20 protein-coding genes are annotated in these 24,890 nt (G+C 69.9%); 10 read left to right on the top strand and 10 right to left on the bottom strand.

Going from position 1 to position 24,890, the window contains the following annotated elements:
• Nucleotides 1-3 precede the first annotated feature (3 nt).
• Nucleotides 4-2,778: an Hsp70 family protein gene (locus DID99_RS15355; RefSeq protein ID WP_124667069.1), complete on the top strand. Its 2,775-nt coding sequence runs from the start codon at nt 4-6 to the stop codon at nt 2,776-2,778.
• A gap of 254 nt (nt 2,779-3,032) precedes the next feature.
• Here the strand turns inward: DID99_RS15355 and ctlX are convergent, their stop codons facing one another.
• Nucleotides 3,033-4,034, bottom strand: coding sequence for a citrulline utilization hydrolase CtlX (ctlX, locus tag DID99_RS15350; protein ID WP_124667068.1), 1,002 nt, complete (start codon nt 4,032-4,034; stop codon nt 3,033-3,035).
• A gap of 58 nt (nt 4,035-4,092) precedes the next feature.
• Entirely contained in the window at nt 4,093-5,172 is a 1,080-nt protein-coding gene (locus DID99_RS15345; protein ID WP_124667067.1) for an ornithine cyclodeaminase, read from the bottom strand.
• A gap of 297 nt (nt 5,173-5,469) precedes the next feature.
• Here DID99_RS15345 and DID99_RS15340 point away from each other — a divergent pair, with 297 nt between their 5' ends.
• Nucleotides 5,470-5,901 carry an Lrp/AsnC family transcriptional regulator gene (locus DID99_RS15340; protein WP_044845386.1) on the top strand — a complete coding sequence of 144 codons (432 nt, stop codon included), beginning with the start codon at nt 5,470-5,472 and terminating at the stop codon, nt 5,899-5,901.
• A gap of 60 nt (nt 5,902-5,961) precedes the next feature.
• Here the strand turns inward: DID99_RS15340 and DID99_RS15335 are convergent, their stop codons facing one another.
• The 4 genes from DID99_RS15335 to DID99_RS15320 are packed head-to-tail and all read right to left on the bottom strand — an operon-like array spanning nt 5,962 to nt 9,599.
• A complete protein-coding gene (locus DID99_RS15335; protein ID WP_124667066.1) occupies nt 5,962-6,555 on the bottom strand; it encodes a peroxidase-related enzyme in 594 nt (197 codons plus the stop codon).
• The gene (locus DID99_RS15330) at nt 6,552-7,082 is read right to left on the bottom strand and encodes a CMD domain-containing protein (RefSeq protein ID WP_124667065.1); all 531 of its coding nucleotides are present in this window, start codon (nt 7,080-7,082) and stop codon (nt 6,552-6,554) included. Before DID99_RS15330 ends, DID99_RS15335 begins: the two co-directional genes overlap by 4 nt.
• A gap of 46 nt (nt 7,083-7,128) precedes the next feature.
• Nucleotides 7,129-8,580: an NAD(P)-binding domain-containing protein gene (locus DID99_RS15325; RefSeq protein WP_124667064.1), complete on the bottom strand. Its 1,452-nt coding sequence runs from the start codon at nt 8,578-8,580 to the stop codon at nt 7,129-7,131.
• Complete coding sequence (locus tag DID99_RS15320) at nt 8,577-9,599, bottom strand: LysR family transcriptional regulator (RefSeq protein ID WP_124667063.1); 1,023 nt, start codon at nt 9,597-9,599, stop codon at nt 8,577-8,579. The genes DID99_RS15325 and DID99_RS15320 overlap by 4 nt, the downstream gene beginning before the upstream one ends.
• A 355-nt stretch (nt 9,600-9,954) precedes the next feature.
• Between DID99_RS15320 and DID99_RS15310 the strand changes: the two genes are divergently transcribed.
• From DID99_RS15310 to DID99_RS15295, 4 genes are read left to right on the top strand one after another with little or no spacing between them, the layout of a single operon-like run.
• Nucleotides 9,955-11,148, top strand: coding sequence for an ABC transporter substrate-binding protein (locus tag DID99_RS15310; protein ID WP_124667062.1), 1,194 nt, complete (start codon nt 9,955-9,957; stop codon nt 11,146-11,148).
• Between the two features lie 40 nt (nt 11,149-11,188).
• Nucleotides 11,189-13,000, top strand: a complete 1,812-nt coding sequence (locus tag DID99_RS15305; protein ID WP_124520416.1) for an ABC transporter permease — start codon at nt 11,189-11,191, stop codon at nt 12,998-13,000.
• A gap of 11 nt (nt 13,001-13,011) precedes the next feature.
• Nucleotides 13,012-13,869 (top strand): ABC transporter ATP-binding protein, encoded by an 858-nt coding sequence (locus DID99_RS15300; protein WP_124571136.1) that lies wholly within the window; start codon nt 13,012-13,014, stop codon nt 13,867-13,869.
• A complete protein-coding gene (locus DID99_RS15295) occupies nt 13,866-14,630 on the top strand; it encodes an ABC transporter ATP-binding protein (RefSeq protein WP_124667061.1) in 765 nt (254 codons plus the stop codon). The genes DID99_RS15300 and DID99_RS15295 overlap by 4 nt, the downstream gene beginning before the upstream one ends.
• A gap of 30 nt (nt 14,631-14,660) precedes the next feature.
• Here DID99_RS15295 and DID99_RS15290 read toward each other — a convergent pair whose 3' ends face one another.
• Nucleotides 14,661-16,082 carry a sensor histidine kinase gene (locus DID99_RS15290; RefSeq protein ID WP_124667060.1) on the bottom strand — a complete coding sequence of 474 codons (1,422 nt, stop codon included), beginning with the start codon at nt 16,080-16,082 and terminating at the stop codon, nt 14,661-14,663.
• Complete coding sequence (locus tag DID99_RS15285; RefSeq protein ID WP_124521995.1) at nt 16,069-16,734, bottom strand: response regulator transcription factor; 666 nt, start codon at nt 16,732-16,734, stop codon at nt 16,069-16,071. Before DID99_RS15285 ends, DID99_RS15290 begins: the two co-directional genes overlap by 14 nt.
• Before the next feature lie 236 nt (nt 16,735-16,970).
• Between DID99_RS15285 and DID99_RS15280 the strand changes: the two genes are divergently transcribed.
• Nucleotides 16,971-17,987 (top strand): ABC transporter substrate-binding protein, encoded by a 1,017-nt coding sequence (locus DID99_RS15280; RefSeq protein ID WP_124667059.1) that lies wholly within the window; start codon nt 16,971-16,973, stop codon nt 17,985-17,987.
• A 116-nt stretch (nt 17,988-18,103) separates the two neighbouring features.
• Nucleotides 18,104-19,414 carry an MFS transporter gene (locus DID99_RS15275; RefSeq protein ID WP_044845376.1) on the top strand — a complete coding sequence of 437 codons (1,311 nt, stop codon included), beginning with the start codon at nt 18,104-18,106 and terminating at the stop codon, nt 19,412-19,414.
• A gap of 139 nt (nt 19,415-19,553) precedes the next feature.
• On the opposite strand, the gene DID99_RS15270 is transcribed toward DID99_RS15275, so the two are convergent.
• Both DID99_RS15270 and DID99_RS15265 read right to left on the bottom strand, forming a co-directional pair.
• Nucleotides 19,554-21,365 (bottom strand): sensor histidine kinase, encoded by a 1,812-nt coding sequence (locus DID99_RS15270; protein WP_185733776.1) that lies wholly within the window; start codon nt 21,363-21,365, stop codon nt 19,554-19,556.
• Nucleotides 21,362-22,009, bottom strand: coding sequence for a response regulator transcription factor (locus DID99_RS15265; RefSeq protein ID WP_044845374.1), 648 nt, complete (start codon nt 22,007-22,009; stop codon nt 21,362-21,364). Before DID99_RS15265 ends, DID99_RS15270 begins: the two co-directional genes overlap by 4 nt.
• 307 nt (nt 22,010-22,316) lie before the next feature.
• On the opposite strand from DID99_RS15265, the gene DID99_RS15260 reads away from it, so the two are divergent.
• Together DID99_RS15260 and DID99_RS15255 are read left to right on the top strand one after the other, a co-directional pair.
• Entirely contained in the window at nt 22,317-22,769 is a 453-nt protein-coding gene (locus DID99_RS15260) for a hypothetical protein (protein ID WP_044845373.1), read from the top strand.
• A gap of 102 nt (nt 22,770-22,871) precedes the next feature.
• The gene (locus DID99_RS15255; RefSeq protein ID WP_124667058.1) at nt 22,872-24,890 is read left to right on the top strand and encodes an LssY C-terminal domain-containing protein; all 2,019 of its coding nucleotides are present in this window, start codon (nt 22,872-22,874) and stop codon (nt 24,888-24,890) included.

Raw genomic sequence — 24,890 nt, 5'->3', positions numbered from 1 at the left:
GCGATGAAGCGCTATACGGTCGGCATCGACCTCGGCACGAGCAACACGGTCGTCGCATACGTCGAGGCCGGCTCCGACGCGATCCGCGTGTTCGACGTCGAGCAGCTGGTCGGCCCCGGCGCGGTGGCCGCGCAGCCGCTGCTGCCGTCGGTGCGTTATCACCCGGCGGCGGGTGAACTGCCGCCGGACGCGCTGCGGTTGCCGTGGGCGGCCGATTCGAAGGCGGGTGCGAAGGCTGATCCGAAGGCCAACGCGAATGCGGCCGGCGCACCGCCGGCCGTGATCGGCCGGTATGCGCGCACGCTCGGCGCGCAAGTGCCGGGGCGGCTCGTCACCAGCGCGAAGAGCTGGCTGTCGCACGCATCGGTCGACCGGCTTGCGGCGATCCTGCCCTGGGGCGCGGCCGACGGCGTCGACAAGGTGTCGCCGGTCGACGCGAGCGCGAGCTATCTCGCGCACGTGCGGGCCGCGTGGGATGCGCGTTTTCCCGATGCGCCGCTCGCGAAGCAGGACGTCATTCTGACGGTGCCGGCGTCGTTCGACGACGGCGCCCGCGCGTTGACGGTCGAGGCGGCCAAACGCGCGAAACTGCCGGCGCTGCGCTTGCTGGAAGAACCGCAGGCCGCGTTCTACGACTGGTTGTACGGCCAGCGCGCGACGTTGCGCGACACCTTCGCCGCACCGCGCCGCGTGCTGATCTGCGATGTCGGCGGCGGCACGACCGACCTCACGCTGGTCGATGTCGCGCCGGGCGACGACGGCGAGCCGTCCTTTACGCGCGTCGGCGTCGGCAATCACCTGATGCTCGGCGGCGACAACATGGACCTCGCGCTCGCGCGGCTGGTCGAGACGCGGCTGACCGAGCCCGGCACGCGGCTGTCGGCCGCGAGCCTGTCGCAGCTCGTCGAGCGCTGCCGCGCGGCGAAGGAGCGGCTGCTCGGCGACGACGCGCCGGCCTCCGTCACCGTGACGCTGCTCGGCGCGGGCAGCAAGCTCGTCGGCGGCGCACGCTCGGCCGAGCTGACGCGTCAGGAAGTCGAGCAGATCGTCGTCGACGGCTTCTTTCCGCAGGTCGAGGCCGGCGAGCTGCCGCGCCGCGCGCGGGCCGCGATCGTCGAATTCGGCTTGCCGTATGCGAGCGACCCGGCCGTCACGCGCCACGTCGCCGCGTTCCTGAATCGTCATGCGGAAGGCCCGCTGCCCGACACGCTGCTGCTCAACGGCGGCGTGTTCCGCGCGGGTGCGCTGGCCGGCCGTCTCGCGCAGACGCTCGGCGCGTGGCGCGGCGCGCCGCTCGACGTGCTGCACAACGCGCATCCGGACGTGGCGGTCGCGCGCGGCGCGGTGGCCTATGGCCTGGCGCGGGCGGGGCATGCGCCGCGCATCGGCGGCGGTTCCGCGCGCAGTTATTTCCTCGTGCTCGACGACGGCGAGGGCGCCACGGCGGCGCGCGGCGTCTGCCTGCTGCCGCGCGGTGCCGAGGAAGGCCGCGAGATCCGGCTCGAGGAACGCACGTTCGCGCTGCAGCTCGGGCAGCCGGTGCGTTTCCACCTCGTGTCGACGGTCGCCGACACCGCGTACCAGCCGGGCGATCTGGTCGAGCTGGACGGCGGCGACTTCGTTCGGCTGCCGCCGATCGCGACGGTCGTCGACGCGAAGGCCGGTAGCGATGCGCGCGAAACGCCGGTGAAACTCACCGCGTCGCTGACCGAGGTCGGCACGCTCGAAATGCACTGCATCGCGACCGACGATGCAGCGCGCCGCTGGCGGCTCGAATTCCAGTTGCGCGGCGATGCGCCCGCGCAAGGCGACGATGCCGCGTTCGCGCGCCATCCGCGCGTCGATCACGCGATCGAGCTGATCGACCGCTCGTTCGGCAGCAAGGCCGCGGACGTCACGCCGAAGGACACGCGACGGTTGCGCGCGCAACTTGAACAGGTGCTCGGCCCGCGCGACGAGTGGGACGTCGCGCTCGCGCGCGAGCTGTTCGACGCGTTGCTTGCGCGCGCGCGTCGCCGGCGGCGCTCGGCCGATCACGAACGCGCGTGGCTGAACCTCGCCGGCTATTGCCTGCGCCCGGGCTTCGGCCATCCGCTCGATGCGTGGCGCATCGAGCAGCTGTGGCCGCTGTTCGACGACGGGATCCAGTACGTGAACGACGCGCAGGTGTGGTCCGAGTGGTGGACGTTGTGGCGGCGCGTGGCCGGCGGCCTCGACGACGACGCGCAGACGCAGGTGCGCGATGCGATCGCGTTCCTCGAACCGTCCGACGACAAGCGCCGCAAGCTGCCGTTCGACCCGGCCAAGGTCGGCCCGGCCGACATGACGCGCCTGTCCGCGTCGCTCGAACGACTGCCGGTCGAGCGCAAGGTGGAACTGGCCGAGCGGTTGATCGTGCAATTGCAGAAGCCGGCCGAGCGCACGCTGTGCGCGTGGGCGCTCGGGCGGATCGGCGCGCGCCGGCCGTTCTACGGCAGCGCGCACAGCGTGGTGCCGGCCGACGTCGCGAACCGCTGGCTCGACGCGCTGTTCGCGCTGGACTGGAAGCAGGTCGAACCCGCGGCGTTCGCGGTCGCGCAAATCGCGCGGATGACAGGCGACCGCGAACGCGATTTGCCGGATGAAACGCGTGAGGCGGTGATCAAGCGCCTGTCTTCCGCGAATGTGTCGGCCGCGTGGATCGACATGGTGCGCGAGGCGATTGCGTTCGACGAAGCCGACACCGCACGTGTGTTCGGCGAAACGTTGCCGGCCGGGTTGAAGCTGCTGGCGGGGTGATGAACGGGCGGGACGATGCTTCGATCTGATTCGCAGATCGAAGCATCGTCCGGCGACGCCATCGGGCTATTCGCGCAGGATGTCCGTTCAGGCCAAAGCGTCGTCCGGCTGCGCCATCGGGCTATTCGCGCAGGATGTCCGCTCAGGCCGAAGCATCGTCCGGCGGCGCCATCGGGCTATCCACGCAGGATGTCCGCTCAGGCCGAAGCGTTGTCCGGCGGCGCTTTCGGGGCTATCCGCCGCAGGATGCCTGCTCAGGCGTGCGGCACCGGTTCGCGTTGCCGTGCCGCCGAATCCATTTCCTTCACGTCATGTGCTGCGGCTCGCCGCGCGAGATGAATGCCTGCGAGCATGCAGCGCACCGAGCCGCCTGCCAGTTCGATCATCGACACGTCGAGCGGCAGCAGCCGCGCGGAGCGTTCGATCGTCGCGCGCTGGCCGCCGGTGAGGCAGTCGAACGCGCGCCGCGACAGCGCGAGCACGCGCCCGTCCTTGCCCGACAACTCAAGCGTATTGCCCGCGAAATTCGCGATCTGCGCATGATCGAGCGCGATCACGGTGCGGCCCGTTTCGGTCAGGCGTTGCGCGATTTCGTCGCGGCGCCGGCGGTCGGCGATCAGGTCGAGGCCGATCATCGCGAACTCGGTGGCGACGCTCATCATCACGTTCGTGTGATAGATCGGGTTGCCGTTCGCATCGGCCGTATCGAAGCAGATCGGCTCGAAGTTGAAGTTCGTGCAGAAACGCTCGAGCGCGACCGGATCGGCGCGGCGCGAACGCGCGGTGTACGCGATGCGTGCGACGTGGTCGAGCACCATCGCGCCGGTGCCTTCCAGGAACACGTCGTCGTATTCGAGCCCCGAGTAGTCGATCACGTCCTGCACGCGGTATTCCGCTTTCAGCATCTCGACGATGTCCGCGCGCCGCTCGCGGCGGCGGTTCGGGCTATGCATCGGAAACAGCGCGATATGCCCGCCCGGATGGGTCGAGAACCAGTTGTTCGGGAACACGGAGTCGGGCGTGTCGCGCTCGCCGTGATCGTCGAACACGTGCACGCGCACGCCTGCATCGGCGAGTGTGCGCGCGGCGGCCGTGACTTCGTCGCGCGCGGCGGCCGACACCGACAGCGTGTCGTGCGCGCCGCCGACGGCCGTGCGCTGGAACGCGTTGTCGGCCGCGGTCTGCGGATTCGGCAGGAAGCGGTGCGGCCGGATCATCACGACGGCGGCCGGCGCCTGGATCGATACGAGATTCATGAACGTTTGAAGAGACAGGCGGAGAATCGGGCGGCGCGCCGGCCGCCCGGGATGACGATCAGCGTGCGAACGCGGCGACGGCTTCGGTCACGAACGCCGCATGACCCTGCGCGATCGCGGCCGGATCGTCGATCAGCGCGAACAGGTTTTTCGGATCGACGGCCGGCGGAATCAGCGCGATCTCGACGCCCGCGTTGTGCTGCTGCGCGAGCGCATACAGGTAGCGCAGCGCCGAGTAGTCCTCGAGCGCGAAGCCGACCGAGTCGAACACCGTGACTTCATCTGCGCGCTCGCGGCCGGTCGTCTCGCCCTGCAGCACGCGCCACAGTTCGGTCACCGGGAAGTCGGCCGGCATCTGCTGGATCTCGCCCTCGATGCGCGACTGCGGCTCGAATTCGACGAACACGCGGCCCGCCTGCAGCACGCCCGCGTCGAGCTCGGTCTTGCCCGGGCAATCGCCGCCGACCGCGTTCACGTGCATGCCGGGCTCGATCATGTCGGCCGTGACGATGGTCGCATACGCCTTGTCGGCGGTGACGGTCGTCACGATGTCGGCGCCACGCACGGCGTCGGCGGTCGACGCGGCGCGCACGACGCGCAATTCAGGGTAAGCGGCGAGGTTCTTCACGAGCTTGTCGGTCGCGAGCGGATCGACGTCGAACACGCGGATTTCCTCGATGCCGAGCAGCGTATGGAATGCGATCGCCTGGAATTCGCTCTGCGCGCCGTTGCCGATCAGCGCCATCGTGCGCGCGTCGGGGCGGGCGAGCGCCTGCGCGGCCAGCACCGACGTCGCGGCGGTGCGCAACGCGGTGGTCAGCGTGAGTTCGGCGAGCAGCAGCGGGTAGCCGGTGTCGACTTCGGCGAGCGCGCCGAACGCCATCACGGTGTGCATCCCGCGCGCGGCGTTGACGGGGTGGCCGTTCACGTACTTGAACGCGAACAGCGACGCGTTCGCGACGGGCATCAGCTCGATCACGCCGTCGCGCGAGTGGCAGGCGACGCGCGGCGACTTGTCGAAGTCGGCCCAGTGCAGGTAATCGGCGCGCAGCGTGTCGACGAGCGCGCGCAGGAACGGCGTGACGCCGGTCTGGGCGATCAGTCGGGCGGTGGCGGGAACGTCGAGGAAGCGGGTCATAGGTCTGTCTCCATTTTGTTGCCCCGGACGCGTGTCCAGGCGTTCTGGTCGACCGGGGCGGGCGTGTCGGCCCGGGCCCCGGCTCCATCAAAAGCGGCGTTGCGGCCCATGCGGCCGGTCGATGGAGTCATTATTTCCGTGAGTCGAGCCAACAAAAAGACGGCAAAAATGGCAGATTTCTCGATAGACTTGGCAGATTGCTGGCCGGATATGGCAGTTTGTTCAAATCATGCTGGTCGAAATGCGTGCCGTCCGGCACGCTGGCGGCCGTGTCACGTTCAACAGGAAGGTCCGTTCATGATTACGCTCGACGACGTCGACCGGCAACTCATCGCGCTGCTGCGCGACAACGCGCGGATGCCCGTCGTCGCCCTTGCGAAGGCGTTGCGCGTCGCGCGCGCGACCGTGCAGAACCGGCTGACGCGGCTGGAGAAGAACGGCGTGATCGTCGGCTATACGGTGCGGCTCAAGCCGGCCGCCGAGCGGCACCGGATCCGCGCGCTGATGTCGATCGCGGTGCAGGGCAATCGCGGCGCGGAAGTGGTGAAGGTGCTGCGCGGGCATCCGAACGTCGCATCAATCCACAGTACCAACGGGCGCTGGGATCTGGTCGCCGAGCTGCACGCCGATTCGCTCGAGCATTTCGATCGCGTGCTCGGCGCGATCCGGTTGATCGACGGGATCGCGAATACGGAGACGAGCATTCTGTTGTCGACGCACAAGGCGTGACGCGCGGCGGCGCGCGTCGGCCGGCGTGCTCGCCTGCGCCCGCGCCGGCGCGGCGGCGAGTCAGTTGCCCGCTGCGGATTCGGGAAACACCGGTTCGCCCAGCGTCAGCATCAGCCGGTTCGCCCACGCGAAGATCGCGACGGCGTGCGACAGGTCGAGAATTTCTTCGTGGGTGAGCCCTTCGGCTTCGAGCGCGGCGATGTCGCGTTCGTCCACCGTGTCGGGCCGCTCGGTCAGCGCGACCGCATAGCGGATGATCGCGCGTTCGCGCGCGGTCGTGCCGGCTGTCGACGGATCGTCGAACACCTGGTCGATCGCATCGGTGCGTTTCGCGAGCTGCGCGAAGCGTTGTGCGTGCACCGATGCGCAATACACGCAGCCGTTCACGCGCGACACGGCCGTGCTTGCCAGCTCGCGTTCCGCGCGCGACAGTCCGCCGGGACCGTACATGATCGCGTTGAACACGCCGGAACGCTGCCGCAGGATGTCGGGCAGGTGGACGAGCAGCAGGTAGTAGTCCGACGTTTTCGCTTGCGGATGGCTCGCTTCGAGCACCGCGAGCTGGTCGGCCGTGGCGCGCTCGAGCGGCACCGTGTCGAGCCATGCACGCCAGCCGAGCGTGGCGGACGTGAAACCGTGCGTGGCCATCGTCATGCGGCCTCCCGGGCGGCCCGCGCCTGCAACGCTTGCGCCGCTGCCGCGACACGCAGCTGATACGAGACGAAGGCGACGAGCTGCGACAGCGCGACGATCGCGGGTGTCGTGAACCCGGCCGACTTCAGTGCGTCGAGATCGGACGGGCGTGCGTCGGCGGGCGAGCGCGTCAGGCGCCGCGCATGCGCGAGGAGCGCGCCGAGGCGTCGAGGCAGCGCGTCGAATGCATCGGCATCCGCGCGGGCAATGTCGTCGGGCGTGCCGCCTGCGTCGATCAGCCGTGCGCGATAGGTTGCGGCCAGTGCGTGCGCATTCGAGCGCTGCGCGACGTACCGCGCCGCATGCAATCGTTCGATCAACGAAAGATCGGGCAGCGCGGTGTCGAACAGCGCGGCTTCGCTGAGCCGCGTATGGAGCAGCACCTTGTCGCGTGCGCGACGCAGCGCGGCCACGGCATCGCCTTCGCGCAGGCCGGCGATGGCGTCGATCGTATCCGGCGCGGCGGCCGGCGGGATGGGTTCGGTCATCGTGATGGATTCCAGTCGTCGTGAGTAGCGTGGATCGCGGCGGCGCTCATGCGTCGGCGTCGCGCCATTCGTCGCCCTGCAGCTCCGCGGTCGCGAACGCGACGAGCGCGTCGTAGTGGCGGTCGCGATCGGCGTCGAACAGCCGGCTCGCGATGCCGCGTGCGAGCCGCCCGGCGCCCGCGCTGATCGCGGGGATGTCGCCCGACAGCTTGCCGTGGCTCAGGCTCGCCGCATGGTTGAAGCAATGGATGCGCGTGACGGCCGGGCAGGCGCCGCGCTCGCGTTCCTGGAACGCGAACGCGGGGCCGAGATCGGGCGACTCGGCGAGCTCGTCGAGCCATGTGCCCGGTTCCGGTTGATAGCGATCCTTCCAGCGCCGCACATGCGGCCCGAACGACGCGAATTCCGCGCGTGTCGTCCAGTCGGAATGAAAGCCCGTCGCGAAGATCAGGAAGTCGACCGTGTAGCGGCCGCGCGGCGTGACGACGTCGAGGCCGTCCGCGTGTTCGACCAGCGTTTCGATCGGGCTGGCTGCATGGAAGTGTGCGTGAGCATGCCGCGACACGCGCAGCACGCTGTCGCGCGGCGGCGGTGTCTGCGACGTCAGCGCGTAGTGCATGAAGCGCCACTTCGTCGCATCGTCGAGATCGGCATAACCGTGCACGAGGCCCGGGCTGCCGATGCCCGTCAGCTTGTTGATGCGCGGAATGTCCGCGCGACGGAAGAACAGGTCGACGCGCGCGGCGCCCGCTTCGAGCGCGGTGCCCGCATTGTCGAACGCTGACGCGCCCGCGCCGACCACGCCGACGCGCTTGCCGGCGAGCGAAGCGAAATCGATCGGCTCGGACGAATGGGCCCAACGCGAGCGCGGCGCGCGTTGCGCGACGGGCGGCACGTACGGGCCGCCGAGCCCGTCGCGGCCGGTCGCCAGCACGACGTGTCGCGCGAGCACGGTCTGCGCCTGGCCGTTCGCGCGCAGGTCGAGCGCGAGCAGGCCGTCGTCGCGCGGACGCAGTGCCACGAGCGCGGTGTCGTTGCGCACCGGCAGGTCGAGCACGCGGCGATACCAGCGCAGGTATTCCATCCATTGCGTGCGCGGAATCTTGTAGAGCGCATCCCACGCGTCGCGGCCGTATCGTGCTTCGAACCACGCGCGGAACGTCAGCGCGGGCAGGCCGAGCGCGGGGCCGGTGAGCTGCTTCGGCGAGCGCAGCGTCTCCATCCGCGCGAACGTGATCCACGGGCCTTCGTAGCCGGCCGGTGCGCGGTCGATCACGCACTGGTTGTCGATGCCGAGCAGGCGCAGTTCGGCGGATGCCGCGAGCCCCGCCATTCCGCCGCCGACGATCGCGACGTCGAGCACGCGCGTGCCGTCGACGTCGCGCGGCGGCACCCACGACGGCGCGGGCAGGTCGAGCCAGCGCAGGTCCTGGGCGAGGCGGGCTTCGAGTGCGTCGAGCGTGTCAGGTGTGTCGGGTGTGTCGGGCGTCGCCGTCATGCGGCCTCCGGGCGGGTACCGCGTGTGCGTGCGGTTCGTGTGGCGCGTGTCACGCGAGGCGGGCGATCGATGCGCAACCGGTCGCCTCGCAACAACGCGTCGTGCACGGATGCATCGTGAAAGGTCACGTCGTCGAGCAGCGCGCGCGTCGTGTTCTGCAGTGCGTCGAGCAGCGCCTCGACGGCGGCCGTGCGCGTCTTGCCGGCGGGCGTCGCGACACCGAACGCGAACGGGATGTCGACATCGAGCGGTCGTGCGACGACGCCGTCCACCGGCAGTGCCACGCCGGTCGCCGGGTCGACGATGCCGATCCCGACGCCAGCGCGCGCGGCCATCACCGCGTTCAGCGATGCATTGGTTTCGATGAACACGTGCGCGTCGACGCGTGCGGCCGCGAATGCCGCATCGATCCGCTGGCGCAGCCGGTGCCGGTTCGCGACCGTCACGATGCGGCGGCCCGCGAGATCGCGCAGCGCGATGCGCGGCTTGCCCGCGAGCGGATCGTCGGCCGGCAGCACGGCGACGCAGGGCGTTTGCGCGATCCAGTGCACGTCGAGCCCCGCATGCGCCATCGGCAGCGTGACGACGCCGATATCGGCCGTGCCGGCGAGCACTTCGTGCACGACGTGTTCGGCCGACTCGCTGCGAAACTGGTAGTGCGGCGCGTGCGCGCCGTCGGGCAGTGCGGCGAGCGCGGCCGGCACGAGCGTGGCCGCGAGTGAAGGCGTGGCCGCGATGCGCACGGGTTCGGCGGTTTCGTCGCCGAGTGCGCGCGCCCGCGCTTCGATCGCGCGCAGGCCGACGAGCGAGCGTTCGACTTCCTCGTAGAGCAGGAATGCACGGCGCGTCGGCGTGACGCGCGGGCCGTGCCGGTCGAACAGCGCATAGCCGAGATCGGCTTCGAGCTCCTGGATCTGTCGCGTGACGGCCGGCTGCGAGCGGCCGAGCAGCTCGCCCGCGCCGGTCACGCTGCCGGCCGACATGACCGCGGAAAAGGCTTCGAGTTGATGCAACTCCATGACGCGTTCCGATGATGCGATTTTCGCATTGTAGGAGTGCGAGCATGCACGATTCATATAATGATTTTTGCTATCGACAGTGCCAAACATGCGAAGGGCACGCGCGCCGGAACGACGAGCCGTGCATGCATGCGCGTCGGCCGGCAGCGCTGCACGACGGCAAACGTCAATCGAATCAATGCGCTGCAGCGCATGCCGATGCGTCGCGCGGGACGCGCCGTGCAGGAGACCGTGGCAGTGATGTTGCGCTTCGCGCCGCGCACGATATCGATATGCGCAAAACTTCGTTGGAACGCCCTGAACCGGATGGTTACATGCCCTCACTCTTTTCGACTGACTGAAGCTGGGGGGACGCATGAACGTTTCGGGGAACGACGCACGCGGCGCATGGCGGCGCGTGCTGGGCACGGTGGCGGCACTGGCTGCCGCATGGGGCTTGTCGACGGGCGGCGCGCTCGCGGCGGGCGTGTCCGGCGAGCCGGTGGTGATCGGCGTGAGCGGGCCGCTCACCGGGCAGGACGCGCAATACGGCGAACAATGGAAGCGCGGCTTCGATCTCGCGCTCGACGAGATCAACGGCAGCGGCGGCATCCACGGCCGGCCGCTCGCGGTCGACTTCCAGGACAGCCGCAGCGATCCGCGCCAGGCGGTGGCGATCGCGCAGAAATTCGTCGCGGACCCGCGCATCGTGATCGAGCTCGGCGACTTTTCCAGCGCGACGTCGATGGCCGCGTCGCCGATCTACCAGCGCGGGCAGCTGATCCAGTTCGGCTTCACGAATTCCCATCCGGATTTCACGAAGGGCGGCGACTACCTGTGGAGCACCGCGCTGAGCCAGGCCGAGGAGCAGCCGCTGCTCGCGCGCTACGCGGTGAAGGAACTCGGCTTCAAGCGGATCGCGGTGCTGTACCTGAACACCGACTGGGGCCGCACCAGCAAGGACATCTTCGCGAAGGCGGTGACGGGGCTCGGCGCGCAGGTCGTCGCGGCCGAAGGCTACCAGCCGGCGGAGAAGGATTTCCGCTCGACGCTCGTGCGGATCGGCGCGTCGAAGCCCGATTCGATCGTGCTGATTTCCTACTACGCGGACGGCGCGCAGATCGTGCGGCAGACGCGCACGTCGGGGCTCACGCTGCCGATCGCGGCGGTCGGCTCCGTGTATTCGCCGAAGTTCCTCGAACTCGGCGGCACGGCCGTCGAAGGCGTCTATACGGAATCGAACTTCTTCCCGGCCGAACCGCGACCGGAGGTGCAGGCGTTCGTGCAGCGCTATCGCGCGAAATTCCATGCCGATCCCGATTCGTTCGTCGCGCGTGCATACGATGCGCTGATCCTGTCGGCCGAAGTGCTGCGCCGCTACGGCGTGACGCGCCAGGCCGCGCACGACGGCTTCGAGAAAGTGAGCGACGTGCCGAGCGTGATCTTCGGCAAGGTGCGTTTCGATCCGCAGACGCGCCGCGTCGCGGGCGCCCGCACCGTGTATCTCGTCGTGAAGCAGGGGCAGTGGGCGCTGTGGGACGGCGCGAAGCCGCAGCTCGCGGCGCGCTGACCCCGACCCGGAACCGCATGCAAATGACGGACGCATCGTGATGGCTTCCTGGCTCGACTACACGCTCAACGGCCTCATCGTCGGCAACATCTACGCGCTGCTCGCGGTGGGGCTCGCGCTGATCTTCGGCGTGTCGCACCTGATCAACTTCGCGCACGGCTCGGTCTACATGGTCGGCGCCTTCATCGGCTGGCTGTGCCTGACGCGCTTCGGCTTGCCGCTGCCGGCCGCGCTCGCGGCGGTCGTCGTCGGCTGCGGCGCGCTCGGCATCGCGATCGAGCGGGTCGGGCTGCGGCCGTTGCGCCACGCCGCGCGCATCGCGCCGCTGCTCGCGACGATCGGCATCAGCTTCATCCTCGACCAGCTCGCGCAACTCGCGTTCGGCGCGGACCCGCGTGCGGTGCCGACGCCGCTGCCCGACTGGCACCTGCGCATCGCCGGCGCGACGCTCGGTGCGCTCGACCTGCTGATCGCCGGCATCGGCCTCGCGGCGGCCGCGCTGCTGTACGGCTTCCTGCGCTTCACGCGGCTCGGCTGGGCCGTGCGCGCGACCGCGCAGGATCGCGACGCGGCGCTGCAGATGGGCGTGGACGTCGATCGCGTGAACCAGACGGTGTTCGCGATCGCGTGCGCGCTCGGCGGTGTCAGCGGGCTGCTGGTCGGCATGTACTACAACAGCATCGATCCGGCGATGGGCTTCCAGGCGACGCTGAAGGGCGTGGTCGCGCTGCTGATCGGCGGGCTCGGCAACGTGCCCGGCGCGATCGCCGGCAGCCTGCTGCTCGGCCTCGTCGAAAGCTACGGCGTCGCGCTGTTCGGCACCAGCTATCGCGACCTGTTCGCGTTCGGGCTGCTGATCGTGTTCCTCGTGTGGCGGCCGAACGGCCTGTTCAGCGGGAAGCGCGCGCTGCCGCCGGAGCCGATGACGGGCACCTTCCTCGCGGCCGCGAAAGCCGTGCGCGTGCCGCGCCCGGTGCTCGTGGTGCTGATCGTGGCGGCGGCCGTGCTGCCGTGGCTCGGTGCATCACCTTATGTGCTGCAGACGCTGACCAACGCGTGGCTGTACGGGCTGCTCGCGCTGAGCCTCACGCTCGTCGCGGGCACGGTCGGGCAGATCTCGCTTGGCCACGCCGCGCTGCTCGTGATCGGCGCGTATGCGTCGGCGCTGCTGTCGTCGGATCTCGGCTGGTCGCCGGCCGTGACGATTCCGTGCGCGGGCGCGATCACCGCGGTGCTCGGCACGCTGCTCGTCTATCCGGCGTTCCGGCTGCGCGGGCACTACGTGTCGATCGCGACTCTCGGGATCGGCGAAGTGGTGAGCCTCGTGATCCTGAACTGGGACGGTCTCACGCGCGGCCCGCTCGGCATCACCGGCATCGCGCCGCTGCCGTGGGCGACGACCGCGCGCGCCGCGTACTGGTTCACGCTCGCGGTGCTCGTCGCGTTCGCGCTCGTGCAGGTGCGGCTGCTGCGCTCGCATCTCGGCCGCACGCTGCGCGCGGTGCGCGAGGACGACGTCGCCGCACGTGCGCACGGCATCGCACCGAACCGCTACAAGGCGATCGCGTTCGCGGTCGGCGGCGTCGCGGCCGGCGTGAGCGGCGGCATCGCCGCGCACCTGTACAGCTACATCAATCACCAGACCTTCGATTCGCAGGTGTCGATCCTCGCGCTGACGATGGTGATCCTCGGCGGGCTCGGCAACGTGCTCGGCGGCGTCGTCGGCGCGATCGCGCTGATCGGGCTGCCCGAGCTGTTCCGCTGGGCGGCCGACTACCGGATGCTGATCTACGGCCTCGTGCTGCTGCTGCTCGTCCGGTTCCGGCCGCAGGGCCTGCTCGGCACGGTGTGAGGAGGAATGCGATGACCACCACTCGACCCTTGCTCGACGTACGGGGTTTGACGCGCCGCTTCGACGGCGTGACCGCGCTCGACGCGGCAAGCCTGACGCTCGCCGACGGCGAGCTGCTGAGCGTGATCGGCCCGAACGGCGCGGGCAAGTCGACGCTGTTCAACCTGATCGCGGGCGCGGACCGCCCCGATGCCGGGCGCGTGACGTTCGACGGCCGCGACATCACCGGCACGCCGCCGGAACGGCTCGCGGCGCTCGGCATCGCGCGCACGTTCCAGCACGGCCGCGTGTTCGGCAACCTGAGCGTGCTCGACAACGTGCTGATCGGCGCGCACGCGCGGTTGCGCGCGGCGCGGCCGGGCTGGCCGGCGCTCGGCGCGGCGGCCGAGGTGTGGCGCGCGCTCGTGCGGCCCGCGTCGGTGCGGCGCGAGGAAGCGGCGCTGCGCGACGAGGCGCGCGACATCATCGCCGGGTTCGGCGAGCGGCTCACGCCGCGCATCGATCATCCGGCGCACAGCCTGTCGTATGCGAACCGGCGGCGCGTGGAGATCGGCCGCGCGCTCGCGCTGCATCCGCGCCTGCTGCTGCTCGACGAGCCGACCGCCGGGATGAACGAGACCGAGACCGCCGAGATGCTGCAACTGATCCAGTCGCTGAAGACGCGCGGCCTGACGATCCTGCTGATCGAGCACAAGCTCGAACTCGTGATGCGCGTGTCCGACCGCGTGATGGTGCTCGACAACGGCGTGAAGATCGCCGAAGGCGCGCCACGCGACGTGCGGCACGATCCGCGCGTGATCGAGGCTTATCTCGGTCGCCGCCATGCAGGCGGCACGGCGGCCGAGCGCACCGTGCAGGCGGCCGCATGAGCGCACCTTCTTCCGGACCCGACACGACCATGACCGACGCGCTGCTGAAACTCGAACACCTCGACACGTTCTACGGCCCGGTGCAGGTGCATTTCGACGTGAACGTCGAAGTCGGCCGCGGGCAGATCGTCAGCATGCTCGGTGGCAACGCGAGCGGCAAGTCCACGACGATGAAGCTGATTCTCGGGCTGATGCGGCCGCGTCGCGGCGTCGTGCGTTTCGACGGCGACGACGTGACCGCGCTCGCGACGCCGCAGCGCGTGCGGCGCGGGATCGCGGCCGTGCCCGAGGCGCGGCGGCTGTTCGGCGACATGAGCGTGCGCGAGAACCTGCTGATGGGCGCCTATACGCGCGGCGATCGTACGGCGGTGGCCGACGACTACGCGCGCGTGCTCGAACTGTTTCCGCGCGTGCGCGAGCGGCTCGCGCAGCGCGCGGGCACGCTGTCGGGCGGCGAGCAGCAGATGCTCGCGATGGCGCGCGCGCTGATGGCGCGTCCGAAGCTGATCTGCATGGATGAGCCGACGATGGGGTTGTCGCCGCTCTACGTCGACAAGGTGCTGGAACTGATCGACACGATCAACCGGCAGGGCGTGACGGTGTTCATGGTCGAGCAGAACGCGAGCCTCGCGCTGGAGATCGCGCATTACGGATACGTGCTGCAGACGGGGCGCGTCGTGCTCGAAGGGCCCGCGAAAACGCTGCTCGACGACGAACGCGTGCGCGATGCGTATCTCGGCGGGGAGGCGGTGGCGGCGTAGTCGACGGAAGGGGCGCCGCATCCCGCCGATTCATGCGTGACCGGCGTGCGCCGTTGCCGGCCGCGGAAACGTCAGCACCACCGCGAACCCGCCCGCATCGGGAAACGCGAACCCGACGCGCCCGCCGTGCGCCTTCATCACTTCCTGCACGATCGCGAGCCCGAGCCCCGACCCGGTGCGGCGTTCGCTGCCGTCCGGCGCGATCCGCACGAACGGCTGCAATGCCGCGTCCCAATGCTCGCGCGGAATGCCGCGCCCGTTGTCGGTGACGGTCAGCGTCACCGACCGATCCGCGTTGCCCGCGGTGGCGACCGACACGACGATATCGTCCGCATGCCCGTGCAGCAGCGCGTTGTGCAGCACGTTCGACAATGCCTCCTGCAGACTGATTGCATCGCCATCGATCCACGCATGCGGCGCGTCGCTCGCGAACGCGACGGCCACGTCGCGCGCGTCCGCGAGCGGAATCGTGCGGCCGAGCACGTCCTTCGCGAGCGCGACGAGATCGACGGGCTGCAGCGGCACGACCTCGGTGCGATGAATCACCATCGCATGATTGAGCAACTGCCCGGTGAGACGCCCGACATCCGAGCAGGTCGCGCGCAACGCATCGAGCCGCGCCGCATGACGCGCGGGATCGATCTCCCCGTCGAGCAGTTCGATCTGCGCGTCGAGCCGTGCGAGCGGCGTGCGCATCTGGTGCGCGGCGTCGGCGATGAAACGCTGCATCGCGTTGATCCGCTCGGCGAGCCGCCGCATCAGCCCGTTGATCGACCCGATGATCGCGTCGATCTCGCTCGGCGTGTCGACGGCCACCGGCCGCAGGTCGGCCGGGTCGCGCGCGGCGATGATCGCGCCGATCTGCGCGAGCGGGCGCAGCCCGCGCCGGATCGCGAGGCCGCTCGCGCCGATCGCGAGCACGCTCATCAGCAGGATCAGCGTCCACACCTTGATGCTCATGTCGTTCGTCAGCTGTTGCCGCGCATTGGTTGTCTGCGCAACCGTCACGAGCGCCCAGCCCGGCGTGCTTTCCTCCGGCATGTAGCGCGCGATGGTCGCGGTGCGGATCCGGTGACCCTGGTAGACGGCGTTCGCGAATGACGGGCCCTGTTTCGCGGCCGCGAGCGTCGCGGGGCTCGCGAGATCGTTGTAGCCGGCCACGACGACGCCGCGCGAATCGACCACCTTGTAGTAGACGAGGTCGTAGCGCGACAGCGTCGACAGCGCGGCGACGGGCGGGTTCAGCGCGAGCACGCCGCCTTGCACATACAGGTTCTCCGCGACCTGGATCGACGCGCCGGCGAGCAGCTGGTCGTACGCGCGCTCGGCCGCGACGCCCGCGTAGTAGCGCGCGATCGCGGCCAGCGCGAGCGCACCGGTCGCGACGACGAGCGCGATGAACAGCAGCGTGCGCCCGAACAGCGTCTTCGGGAACCAGTCAGTGCGCGGCAATCTGATACCCCATCCCGCGCGCGGTGCGGATCTCGACCGAGCTGCCCTGCAGCTTCCTGCGCACGCGCGTCACGTATTGCTCGACCGCGTTCGCGGTCGGCTCGTTGCCGAAGCTGAACAGCTGGTTCAGCAGTTCGTCCTTCGAGAATATCCGCTGCGGACGGCTCGCGAGGATCTCCAACAGCGCGAATTCCTGGCGCGACAGCGACAGCGGCTGGCCGTCGAGTTCGGCAAGCCGGCTGCTGCGGTCGATCACGAGGCCGCCGAGCGTCAGCACGTCGTTCGCATGGCCGCTGTTGCGGCGCAGCAGCGCCTGCACGCGCGCATCGAGCTCGCGGTAGTCGAACGGCTTCACGAGATAGTCGTCGGCGCCGAGGCCGAGGCCGCTCACGCGGTCGTCGATCGCCGAGCGCGCGGTGACGAGCAGCACCGGCGTCGTGCTGCCCGACGCGCGCAGGTTGCGCAGCACCGCGAAGCCGTCGAGGCCGGGCAGGTTCGCATCGAGCACGACGAGGTCGAAGCGCTCGACGCGCAGCAGGCCGTTCGCGGTCGAGCCGTCGGTTTCGAGATCGACGGCATGGCCGAGCCGCGCGAGGCGGCTGCGGATCGCCGCGCCGATTTCGGCATCGTCCTCCACGACGAGAATGCGCATGGTGCCGTTTGCAGGGTGAGGGGTTAGGGGTTTTCCCGGGGGCGGGATGTCAGTATTTTCTCAGACTCGCTCGATAACCTGTGTTCAGCCGGAGCAAGCGACGACGGCATTAATACCAGAGGAGACGGCAACATGCAGCATGTCACGGGCACGACGAAGGCGCGGCCGGATGCACGGCGTAGCCTGACGCCGGCTGCCGCGTTGCGGCTGGTCGCGCGCCGCATGGAGGCATGCGCATGAAGACGTCGCCGTGCCGCCGCGCGTTGCTCGCCGCCGGCCTCGGCATGCTTGCCGCACCGTCGCTGGTGCGCGCGAAGCCACGCACGGTGCGGATCTCGAAAGGCTATGGCGTGTTGTACCTGCCGCTGCTCGTGATGGAGAAGCAGCGCCTGTTCGAGCGGCATGCGGCGCGGCACGGCCTGCGCGACGTCGCGGTCGACTGGGTGCTGCTCGATGGCGGCAATTCCGTCAACGACGCGATGATGGCCGGCACGCTCGATTTCGCGGGTGCCGGCGCGCCGGGCTTCATCGAGCTGTGGGCGCGGGCGCGCGGGATTCCGAACGTCGAGGTGATCGGCATCAGCGGATTGTCCACGACCTCGCTGTCGCTCAATGCAAACCGTCCGGGCCTGACGTCGCTGCGCGACTTCACGCCGTCCGACCGGATCGCGGTGCCGGGCATCCGCACGTCGCTGTCGGCGGTCGTGCTGCAGATGGTCGCGAGCCGGCAGCTCGGCGCGCGACATTTCGCGCAGCTCGACTCGATCACCGTGAACCTGCCGCATCCGCAGGCGATGCAGGCGCTGATCCGCCGCGAGAACGGCGTCACCGCGCACTTTACGTCGCCGCCGTTCTCGACCCTCGAATTGCGGCAGCCGGGCATTCATCGTGTCGTGAATTCGGTCGACGTGCTCGGCCCGCTGACGCTCGACGTCGTGTTCGCGCCGAAGCGGCTCGTCGATACGGAGCCCGCGCTGGCTGCGGCGTTTCTCGGTGCGCTCGACGAAGCGAACCGCCTGATCGCGCAGGACCCGCGCGCGGCGGCCGCGCTGTATGCGGCGTCGTCGGGCGTCGCCGTGTCGCACGACGATGTGATGCAGATGCTCGCCGCGCCTGACACGCGTTTCTCGGTGCGGCCGAACCAGCTGATGGACTACGTCGAATTCCTGTATCTCGCCGGCACGATCAAGGCGAAGCCGCGCGCGTGGCACGAGATGTTCGCGCCGATGCTCGACGACTACCGGACCGGCTGACGACGGCGGCCATCCGTTTCCGGATCACGATTTCATCGAACCCCACCGCGCCCGCGCGTTCGTCGCGCGCGGCGCCGATTCAACCGACAAGCAACCGCTTCACGGAGGAGCCCGCAGTGAATGCCACCGAAACCCTGGACCCCGCGTCCGCCGAAGAGCAGCGCATCATGTCGAAGATGGCGCGGCGCCTGATGCCCATCCTCGTCGTGATGTTCCTGATCGCGTTCATCGACCGGCAGAACGTCGGCTTCGCGAAACTGCAGATGGTGCACAGCCTCGGGATGACCGAGGCCGCGTTCGGTCTCGCGTCGTCGCTGTTCTTCATCGGCTACCTGCTGTTCGAGGTGCCGAGCACGCTCGCGCTGCATCGCTACGGCGCACGCGTGTGGCTCGCGCGGATCATGCTGACGTGGGGCCTCATCACCGTGCTGATGGGCTTCACGACGTCGATGCCCGCGTTCTGTTCGCTGCGCTTCCTGCTCGGGATCGCCGAGGCCGGCTTCTATCCGGGCGTGATCTATTACCTGACGCTGTGGTTCCCGCAGAGCTATCGCGCGAAGGTGCTCGGCATCTTCACGCTCGGCAGCGCGCTCGCGAACATGCTCGGCTCGCTGGTCGGCGGCGTGCTGCTGAGCCTGAACGGCGTGTGGGGGCTCGCGGGCTGGCAGTGGGTGTTCGTGGCGACGGGCATCCCGGCCGTGATCGTCGCGATCGTCGTGTTCCGCGTGCTGCCGGCGTCGTTCCGAGAGGCGCCGTTCCTCGACGAACGCGAGAAGCAGATCGTCGCGGCCGCGCTGGAGCGCGAGAAGCCGGCGCAGGCCGAGCATGCGCAGCCGTGGAAGGCGCTGCTCGATCCGCGCGTGATGCTGTTCGCGGCGACCTACATGCTGATGTCGACGTCGCTGTACGGCGTCACGTACTGGCTGCCGACGCTCGTGAAATCGTTCGGTGTGTCGAGCAGTACGAACGGTTTGCTGAGCATGCTGCCGTGGGCGCTCGCGGTGGTGCTGCTGGTGTGGCTGCCGTCGAAGCTGCGCCGCGCGAAGAGCATCCTGCGCACGATCGCGATCGTCGCGGCGCTCGGCGCGCTCGGCTTCCTGCTGAGCCTCGTGCTGCCGTCGACGCCGCTGCGCTTCGTCGCGCTCGTGCTGGGCGGGGCGTGCATCCCGCTGCTGTATCCGTGCTTCTGGTCGATGCCGCCGCGTTACTTCACCGGCGCGCGTGCGGCGGCGAGCGTCGCGGCGATCAACTCGATCGGCAACCTCGGCGGCTTCTTCAGCCAGAACCTGATGCCGTTCGCGGGCAAGGTGACGGGCACGGCGTTCGGGCCGATGATCGTGCCGATCGTGTGCCTCGCGCTGCTCGGGATCGGCGCGCTCGTCGCGTGGACGCGCTCGGAGCGGGGGATGGTGGCGGCGCGGGTGTGATGGGCGGCGGCGGCCGGGGGCTGCGGTATCGCGCAGTCCCTGCTGCCGATCGGGCCAACGGTCGAACAAGTCACGATCCTCACCGTTCGGCATCAGCGGGAAGAGGACTACGACTGACCCCCATGGCAGCACAGCGCCGCTACTGCTTCGCCCTTACCTCTTCCGTCCGTGACGTCCCCCGTCCGTCATGCGCGATCGCCACATGCGCCGACGCCACCGGAATATCCACTTCCACCGTCGTTCCTTCGCCGAGCGTCGTATCGATCCGCAGCGTGCCGCCGACGAGATACGCGCGCTCGCGCAGGCCGACCAGCCCGAACGATCCCGACTTGCGCGGCGCACCGGGATCGAAGCCCGCACCGTCGTCGCGAATCGTCAGCGCGATCGTCTCGTCACGGTAGACGAGCGCCACGGTCGCGCTCGACGCGGCCGCGTGCCGCGCGACGTTCGCGAGCGCTTCCTGCGCGATACGGAACACGGCCGTCGCATACGGTTCGTCGAGCAGCAATTCGCCCGGCTCGACGTGCAGCGCGCACGCGATGCCGTGACGGCGCTGGAAATCCTCCACGAGCCATTGCATCGCGGCCGCGAACCCGAGGTCGTCGAGCATCAGCGGACGCAGGTCGGACGCGATGCGCCGCGTGGCCGTCACCGCGCCGCGCGCGAGCGCATGCATCGCCGCGATCTTGCGCGCCAGCGGCGCGTCGTCCTGCGGCACGCGGTCGAGCAGCCATTCGAGATCGTTCTTCAGCGCCGCGAGCGTCTGCGCGAGTTCGTCGTGCAGTTCGCGCGCGATGCGGCGCTGTTCGGCCTCGCGTGCGCTCGCGCTGATCGCCGCGATCTCGCGCAACTCCTCGCGCGACGCCTGCAGCGCCCGCTCCGCGCGCACGCGCTCCTCGACTTCGCGCCGCAGGTCGCGGTTCGACGCGCTCAACTGCGCGGTGCGCGCCGCGACGCGCTGCTCGAGCCGTTCGTTCGCCTCGTTGAGCTGCACGCTCTTCTGCACGACGAGCAGGTGCTGATAGCGCGCGCCGGCCAGCGCGCGCACCGTCTGCGCATGCAGCCGGCCGTTCTCGAACAGCAGCGCGAACAGCACGACGCACGATGCGACGAGGCCGTAGGTCCGCCCGGCGTAGAAGCCCAGGTCGAAGCGACCGTGGTTCAGCATCGCCGACAGCGCGATGTCGAACAGCCAGGCGACGAGCACGATCATCACCCACAGATCGAGCACCGAATGACGGCGCCGCAGCCGCCACATCAACACGAGCGCGGCGAGGTTCAGTGCCCAGACGATCGTGATCGCGTGCGTCATCGTCGACGCCATCCGGTTGCCCTGCATGATGCGCGGCAGCAGGTCGTGGCCGGCGGTCGCGAGCAGCGCGAGCGCGACGGTCGCGCCCGCGGCCGACGCGATGCAAAGCAGGATCGGGATCGCCGCGCGGCGCTGCTCGAGCGACGGCGGACGCGCGCGCGCCGCCGCGCGCAGCAGCACGTACGCGATGACCGTCAGCGGAAAGCCGCCGTGCCAGAACAGATAGAGCCACGCGGTGGTCTGTTCGCCCGCGCCGAGCAGGCCCGTCGGCGAGAACAACCCCGGAAAGGTCAGCATGTGCGTGCCGGCCATGAAGCCCGTGAACAGGTAGCCGCCCGCGAGCGCGAGCAGCGATCTCTCGCGCAGGATCGCGTACTGGCCGAGCAGCAGGCCGGCCGTCACCATGTCGTTGATCACGATCGCCGACTGGTACACGGGAATGAAGCCCAACACGCGCGCGAGCGGCACGCCCGCGAACGGCGCGAGGGCGGCGAAGATCACGGCCGACACGATTACCGTCGCGATCGCGAGCCGCCGCTCGCGCCGGTCGGGCGGCAGCGACGACATGAACAGGCGCGACGGATCCGACGCGTCGTCGTCGTCGGGGGCGGCGGAGCGGACGCGGAACGCGGGCATCATGCGTCGTCGACGCCGAGGTCGAGATCGTGGCGCATCGCGTAGCGCACCAGCGCGGCTTCGTGCGGCAGTTCCATCTTCTCGAGGATGCGGGTCTTGTAGGTGCTGACCGTCTTCGCGCTCAGCGTGAGTTCCGCTGCGATCCGCGTGACCGTCTGGCCCGCGACGATGCGGCGCATCACGTCGAGTTCGCGCGCGGACAGCCGCTCGTGCGGCAGCATGTCGGCCGGCGTGCGCAGCGTGCGCGCGAGGCTCTCGGCCGCCGACCGGCTCACGTACACGCCGCCCGCCGCGACCTTGGTGACGGCCTCGACGAGTTCGGCGGTCGCGCTGTCCTTCGTCAGGTAGCCGGTTGCGCCGGCCTTGAACGTGCGCGCCGCGTACTGCGCCTCCGCATGCATCGTCAGCACCAGCATGCGCAGCGACGGCGCATGCGTCCTGACCAGCCGGATCAGCTCGATACCGGTCGGCGCGGGCATCGACAGGTCGAGCAGCAGCACGTCGGCGGCGCGACGCTCGGCCAGCGCGAGCGTGGCCGCGCCGTCGCTCGCCTCGCCGACGATTTCGAAACCGCCGGCCGTTTCCAGGATGTGACGCAGTCCGTCTCGCATGACTGCGTGATCGTCAGCCAGCATTACCCTGATCATCTAGCGGTCCTCTTCGGGATGATGCCGCGGGCTGCTCCGCCGGTAGCCGCCGCGGCCGTTCTTCTGACCAATATATTCCGCCGAAACCAAAAATGGTGCACCTGCGGGAAATTTTTGAGATACGAGAGTGTCGAATCTGTCTTGAAGCGAAATAATCGGCGTGAAATGGTACAGGCGATAGGGCCAGATGGGGCGGGTATTCCCGAGGAATGGTCGCCGTCGGGCGGGCGGCATGCGTCGCGGACCGCCCTGATTCAGAGATAAACTGGTGCCTGATTGCACCGTCCCGACCCGAGGAGCCGCCACGATGATCGATCTCGCCGACATCCTGCCGTCCGCGTTGCCCGACGCCGTCGCGTGGGCTGACGCGCAGGCGGCCCACGGGCTCGCGCAGGGCGTGCCGCTGACGCCCGCGCAGGCCGACGACGCGCGCACGGTGGGCGTCGCCCGGCCGGAGCGGATCCGCGTCGTGGTCGCCGACCGGCTGCCGTTCCCGGACACGCCGGCGCTGGGCGCGATCGCGCGCGACACCGGCCTGCTGTCGCCGGGGACGATCGGCCTCACGCTCGGCCATGCGGTGTTCGTGCTGCGCGGCCACGACACGCGACGCCTCCTTACGCACGAATTCCGCCATGTGCATCAATACGAGGAAGCCGGGTCGATCGGCGCGTTTCTCGCGCGCTATCTGCACGAGATCGCGACCGTCGGCTACCACGACGCGCCGCTCGAGGCCGACGCACGCCAGCACGAGTTCGACTGACACCGCCCGCCGGCGCGACCGCGCGCACACGCCGATGAACCTTCCCCACGCCACCGCCGGCCCGGTGCAGACACGCCGCGCCGCCACGCCGCGCGGCCTGCGATGAGCGACACCATCCACGCATGGCTCGGTGCGATCGGCGCGCATCCGGCGCTCGTGCTGGCGATCGTGTTCGCCGCCGCCTGTGCCGAGGCGATCGCGCTGATCGGCACGGTCGTGCCGGCCGGTGCCGTGCTGTTCGCGGCCGGCACGCTGATCGGCGCGGGCGCGCTCGACGGCTGGACGACGATCGGCGTCGCGGCCGCCGGCGCGATCCTCGGCGACGGGATCAGCTACGAGCTCGGACGCCGCTACCGCGGCGCGATTCGAAACGGGTGGGTCCGGCTGGGCTACGCGGATGCCTATGCGCGCGGCGAGCAGTTCGTGCTGCGCCACGGGACGAAGAGCATCGTGCTCGCGCGTTTCCTGGCGCCGGTGCGCGCGGTCGTGCCGGTCGTGGTCGGCTGCGCGACGCTGCCGCGCCGGTCGTTCTACCCGGTCAATGTCGTGTCGGCGCTGATCTGGGCGCCCGTGCACATCGTGCCGGGCATCCTGTTCGGCGCGTCGGCGGTGCTGGCCGCCGCGATCAGCGTGCGGGTCGCCGCGATCCTGCTCGTGATCGCCGCGCTGGTCGCGCTCGTGTGGATCGGCGTGCGCGTCGCGCTGCGGCGCGGCTGGCCGTTGCTGCGCCGCGCGGCCGGCGCGGCCGTGCATGCATGCGCGCGCCGCTGGCCGCGCGTCGGCGGCTGGCTGCACGACGCGATCGAGAAGGGGCGCCGCGTGCCGGGCGTGGTGCCCGTCTTCGCGCTGCTGTTCGCCGGCTGCGTGTGGCTGTTTGCCGGCATCGTGCAGGACGTCGTCGCGAACGATTCGCTGATGCACGCCGACATCATGGTGTATGCGTTTCTGCAGGACCTGCGCACGCCGCCGGTGGATGCCGCAATGCGCGCGCTCGCGGTGCTGCACGGACACGATACGGGACTGATCGTCGCGGCCGCGTTCCTGGTCTGGCTGATGATCCATCGCTGCTGGGTGACGTCCGCGTGGTGGCTTGCGACGGTCGGCATCGCGGTCGTGCTCGTGCCGGCGTTCGGCACCGGCGTGCCCGGCATGACGCCCGCGAGCCTGCCGCCCGGCGCGCTGCACGTGCCGCTGCCCGACGCCGACGCGGCGTTCGCGATGCTCGCGAGCAGCGGCATCGGCTGGGTGATCACGCGCGACCGGCCGGCGCTGTGGCGCATTCCGGTCGTGACCGCGGTCGTGTTGTGGATCGTGCTCGGCGGTTTCGCGCGGCTTTACGTCGGCGATACGTGGCTGTCGGGTCTGCTCGGCGGCTGGAGCCTCGGGCTCGCGTGGTTCGCGGTGCTGGCGGGCGCCTATGCGTACTGGCAGGTGCGCGAGCATGTGCAGCCGCGGGGCGCGCTCGTCGCGGTGCTCGTCGTGCTCGCGACGGCCGGCGTCTGGACCGTGCCCGCGCAATGGCAACTCGATCGCGCGGCGCGTCCGCACGTGGGCGACGTCGTCGCGATGACCGTCGATCAATGGATGCGCGGCGGGTGGCCGCGCGTGCCGACGCGGCGCACCGAGATCGGCGGCGATCGCGAGGAATATCTGCCGTTGCAATGGTGCGCGACGTCGGACACGCTCGATCGCCATCTTTCGCTGGCCGGCTGGCAGCGCGCGACGCCGTGGTCGGCCGCCGCCGCGCTGCGGTGGCTGCTGCCGCAGGGGCCGGCCGACGCGCTGCCCGTGCTGCCGCGCTATACGCACGGCGAAAGTACGCGCCGCGTGTTCGTGCGTGTCGATCCGGCCCGTCCGGACAGCCGCCTCGTGCTGCGGCTGTGGCGTTATCCGTACGCGCTGCAGGATGCGCTCGGCACGCGGCCGCTGTGGTACGGCGCGCTGTATCGCGAGACGCTGCATCGGCCCGCACGGCTGATGACGGTCGTGCGCACGACGACGATCGACGATGCGGCGACGATCGCGCAGGCGCTGCAGGTCGAGCCGACGCTCGCGCGGCCGCCGGCGGGGACGAGTGGGGCGCCGGCCGCGGTGCTGCTCGTGTGGATGGTGCAGCCTTGA

It is taken from the genome of Burkholderia sp. Bp8986, assembly GCF_003854225.1.
Classification (GTDB): Bacteria; Pseudomonadota; Gammaproteobacteria; order Burkholderiales; family Burkholderiaceae; genus Burkholderia.
Note: the sequence above shows the minus strand (reverse complement) of the source record. Positions and strands in the feature narration are given on the sequence as shown.

Bases quoted from the DNA above. Each gene is read 5' to 3' on its own strand.
- DID99_RS15255 (WP_124667058.1), top strand. From the start codon at position 22,872: ATGAGCGACACCATCCACGCATGGCTCGGTGCGATCGGCGCGCATCCG.
- DID99_RS15355 (WP_124667069.1), top strand. From the start codon at position 4: ATGAAGCGCTATACGGTCGGCATCGACCTCGGCACGAGCAACACGGTC.
- DID99_RS15345 (WP_124667067.1), bottom strand. From the start codon at position 5,172: ATGACCCGCTTCCTCGACGTTCCCGCCACCGCCCGACTGATCGCCCAG.
- DID99_RS15335 (WP_124667066.1), bottom strand. From the start codon at position 6,555: ATGACGATGGCCACGCACGGTTTCACGTCCGCCACGCTCGGCTGGCGT.
- ctlX (WP_124667068.1), bottom strand. From the start codon at position 4,034: ATGAATCTCGTATCGATCCAGGCGCCGGCCGCCGTCGTGATGATCCGG.
- DID99_RS15340 (WP_044845386.1), top strand. From the start codon at position 5,470: ATGATTACGCTCGACGACGTCGACCGGCAACTCATCGCGCTGCTGCGC.
- DID99_RS15330 (WP_124667065.1), bottom strand. From the start codon at position 7,082: ATGACCGAACCCATCCCGCCGGCCGCCGCGCCGGATACGATCGACGCC.
- DID99_RS15300 (WP_124571136.1), top strand. From the start codon at position 13,012: ATGACCACCACTCGACCCTTGCTCGACGTACGGGGTTTGACGCGCCGC.
- DID99_RS15295 (WP_124667061.1), top strand. From the start codon at position 13,866: ATGAGCGCACCTTCTTCCGGACCCGACACGACCATGACCGACGCGCTG.
- DID99_RS15285 (WP_124521995.1), bottom strand. From the start codon at position 16,734: ATGCGCATTCTCGTCGTGGAGGACGATGCCGAAATCGGCGCGGCGATC.
- DID99_RS15265 (WP_044845374.1), bottom strand. From the start codon at position 22,009: ATGATCAGGGTAATGCTGGCTGACGATCACGCAGTCATGCGAGACGGA.
- DID99_RS15310 (WP_124667062.1), top strand. From the start codon at position 9,955: ATGAACGTTTCGGGGAACGACGCACGCGGCGCATGGCGGCGCGTGCTG.
- DID99_RS15325 (WP_124667064.1), bottom strand. From the start codon at position 8,580: ATGACGGCGACGCCCGACACACCCGACACACCTGACACGCTCGACGCA.
- DID99_RS15320 (WP_124667063.1), bottom strand. From the start codon at position 9,599: ATGGAGTTGCATCAACTCGAAGCCTTTTCCGCGGTCATGTCGGCCGGC.
- DID99_RS15260 (WP_044845373.1), top strand. From the start codon at position 22,317: ATGATCGATCTCGCCGACATCCTGCCGTCCGCGTTGCCCGACGCCGTC.
- DID99_RS15280 (WP_124667059.1), top strand. From the start codon at position 16,971: ATGAAGACGTCGCCGTGCCGCCGCGCGTTGCTCGCCGCCGGCCTCGGC.
- DID99_RS15305 (WP_124520416.1), top strand. From the start codon at position 11,189: ATGGCTTCCTGGCTCGACTACACGCTCAACGGCCTCATCGTCGGCAAC.
- DID99_RS15270 (WP_185733776.1), bottom strand. From the start codon at position 21,365: ATGATGCCCGCGTTCCGCGTCCGCTCCGCCGCCCCCGACGACGACGAC.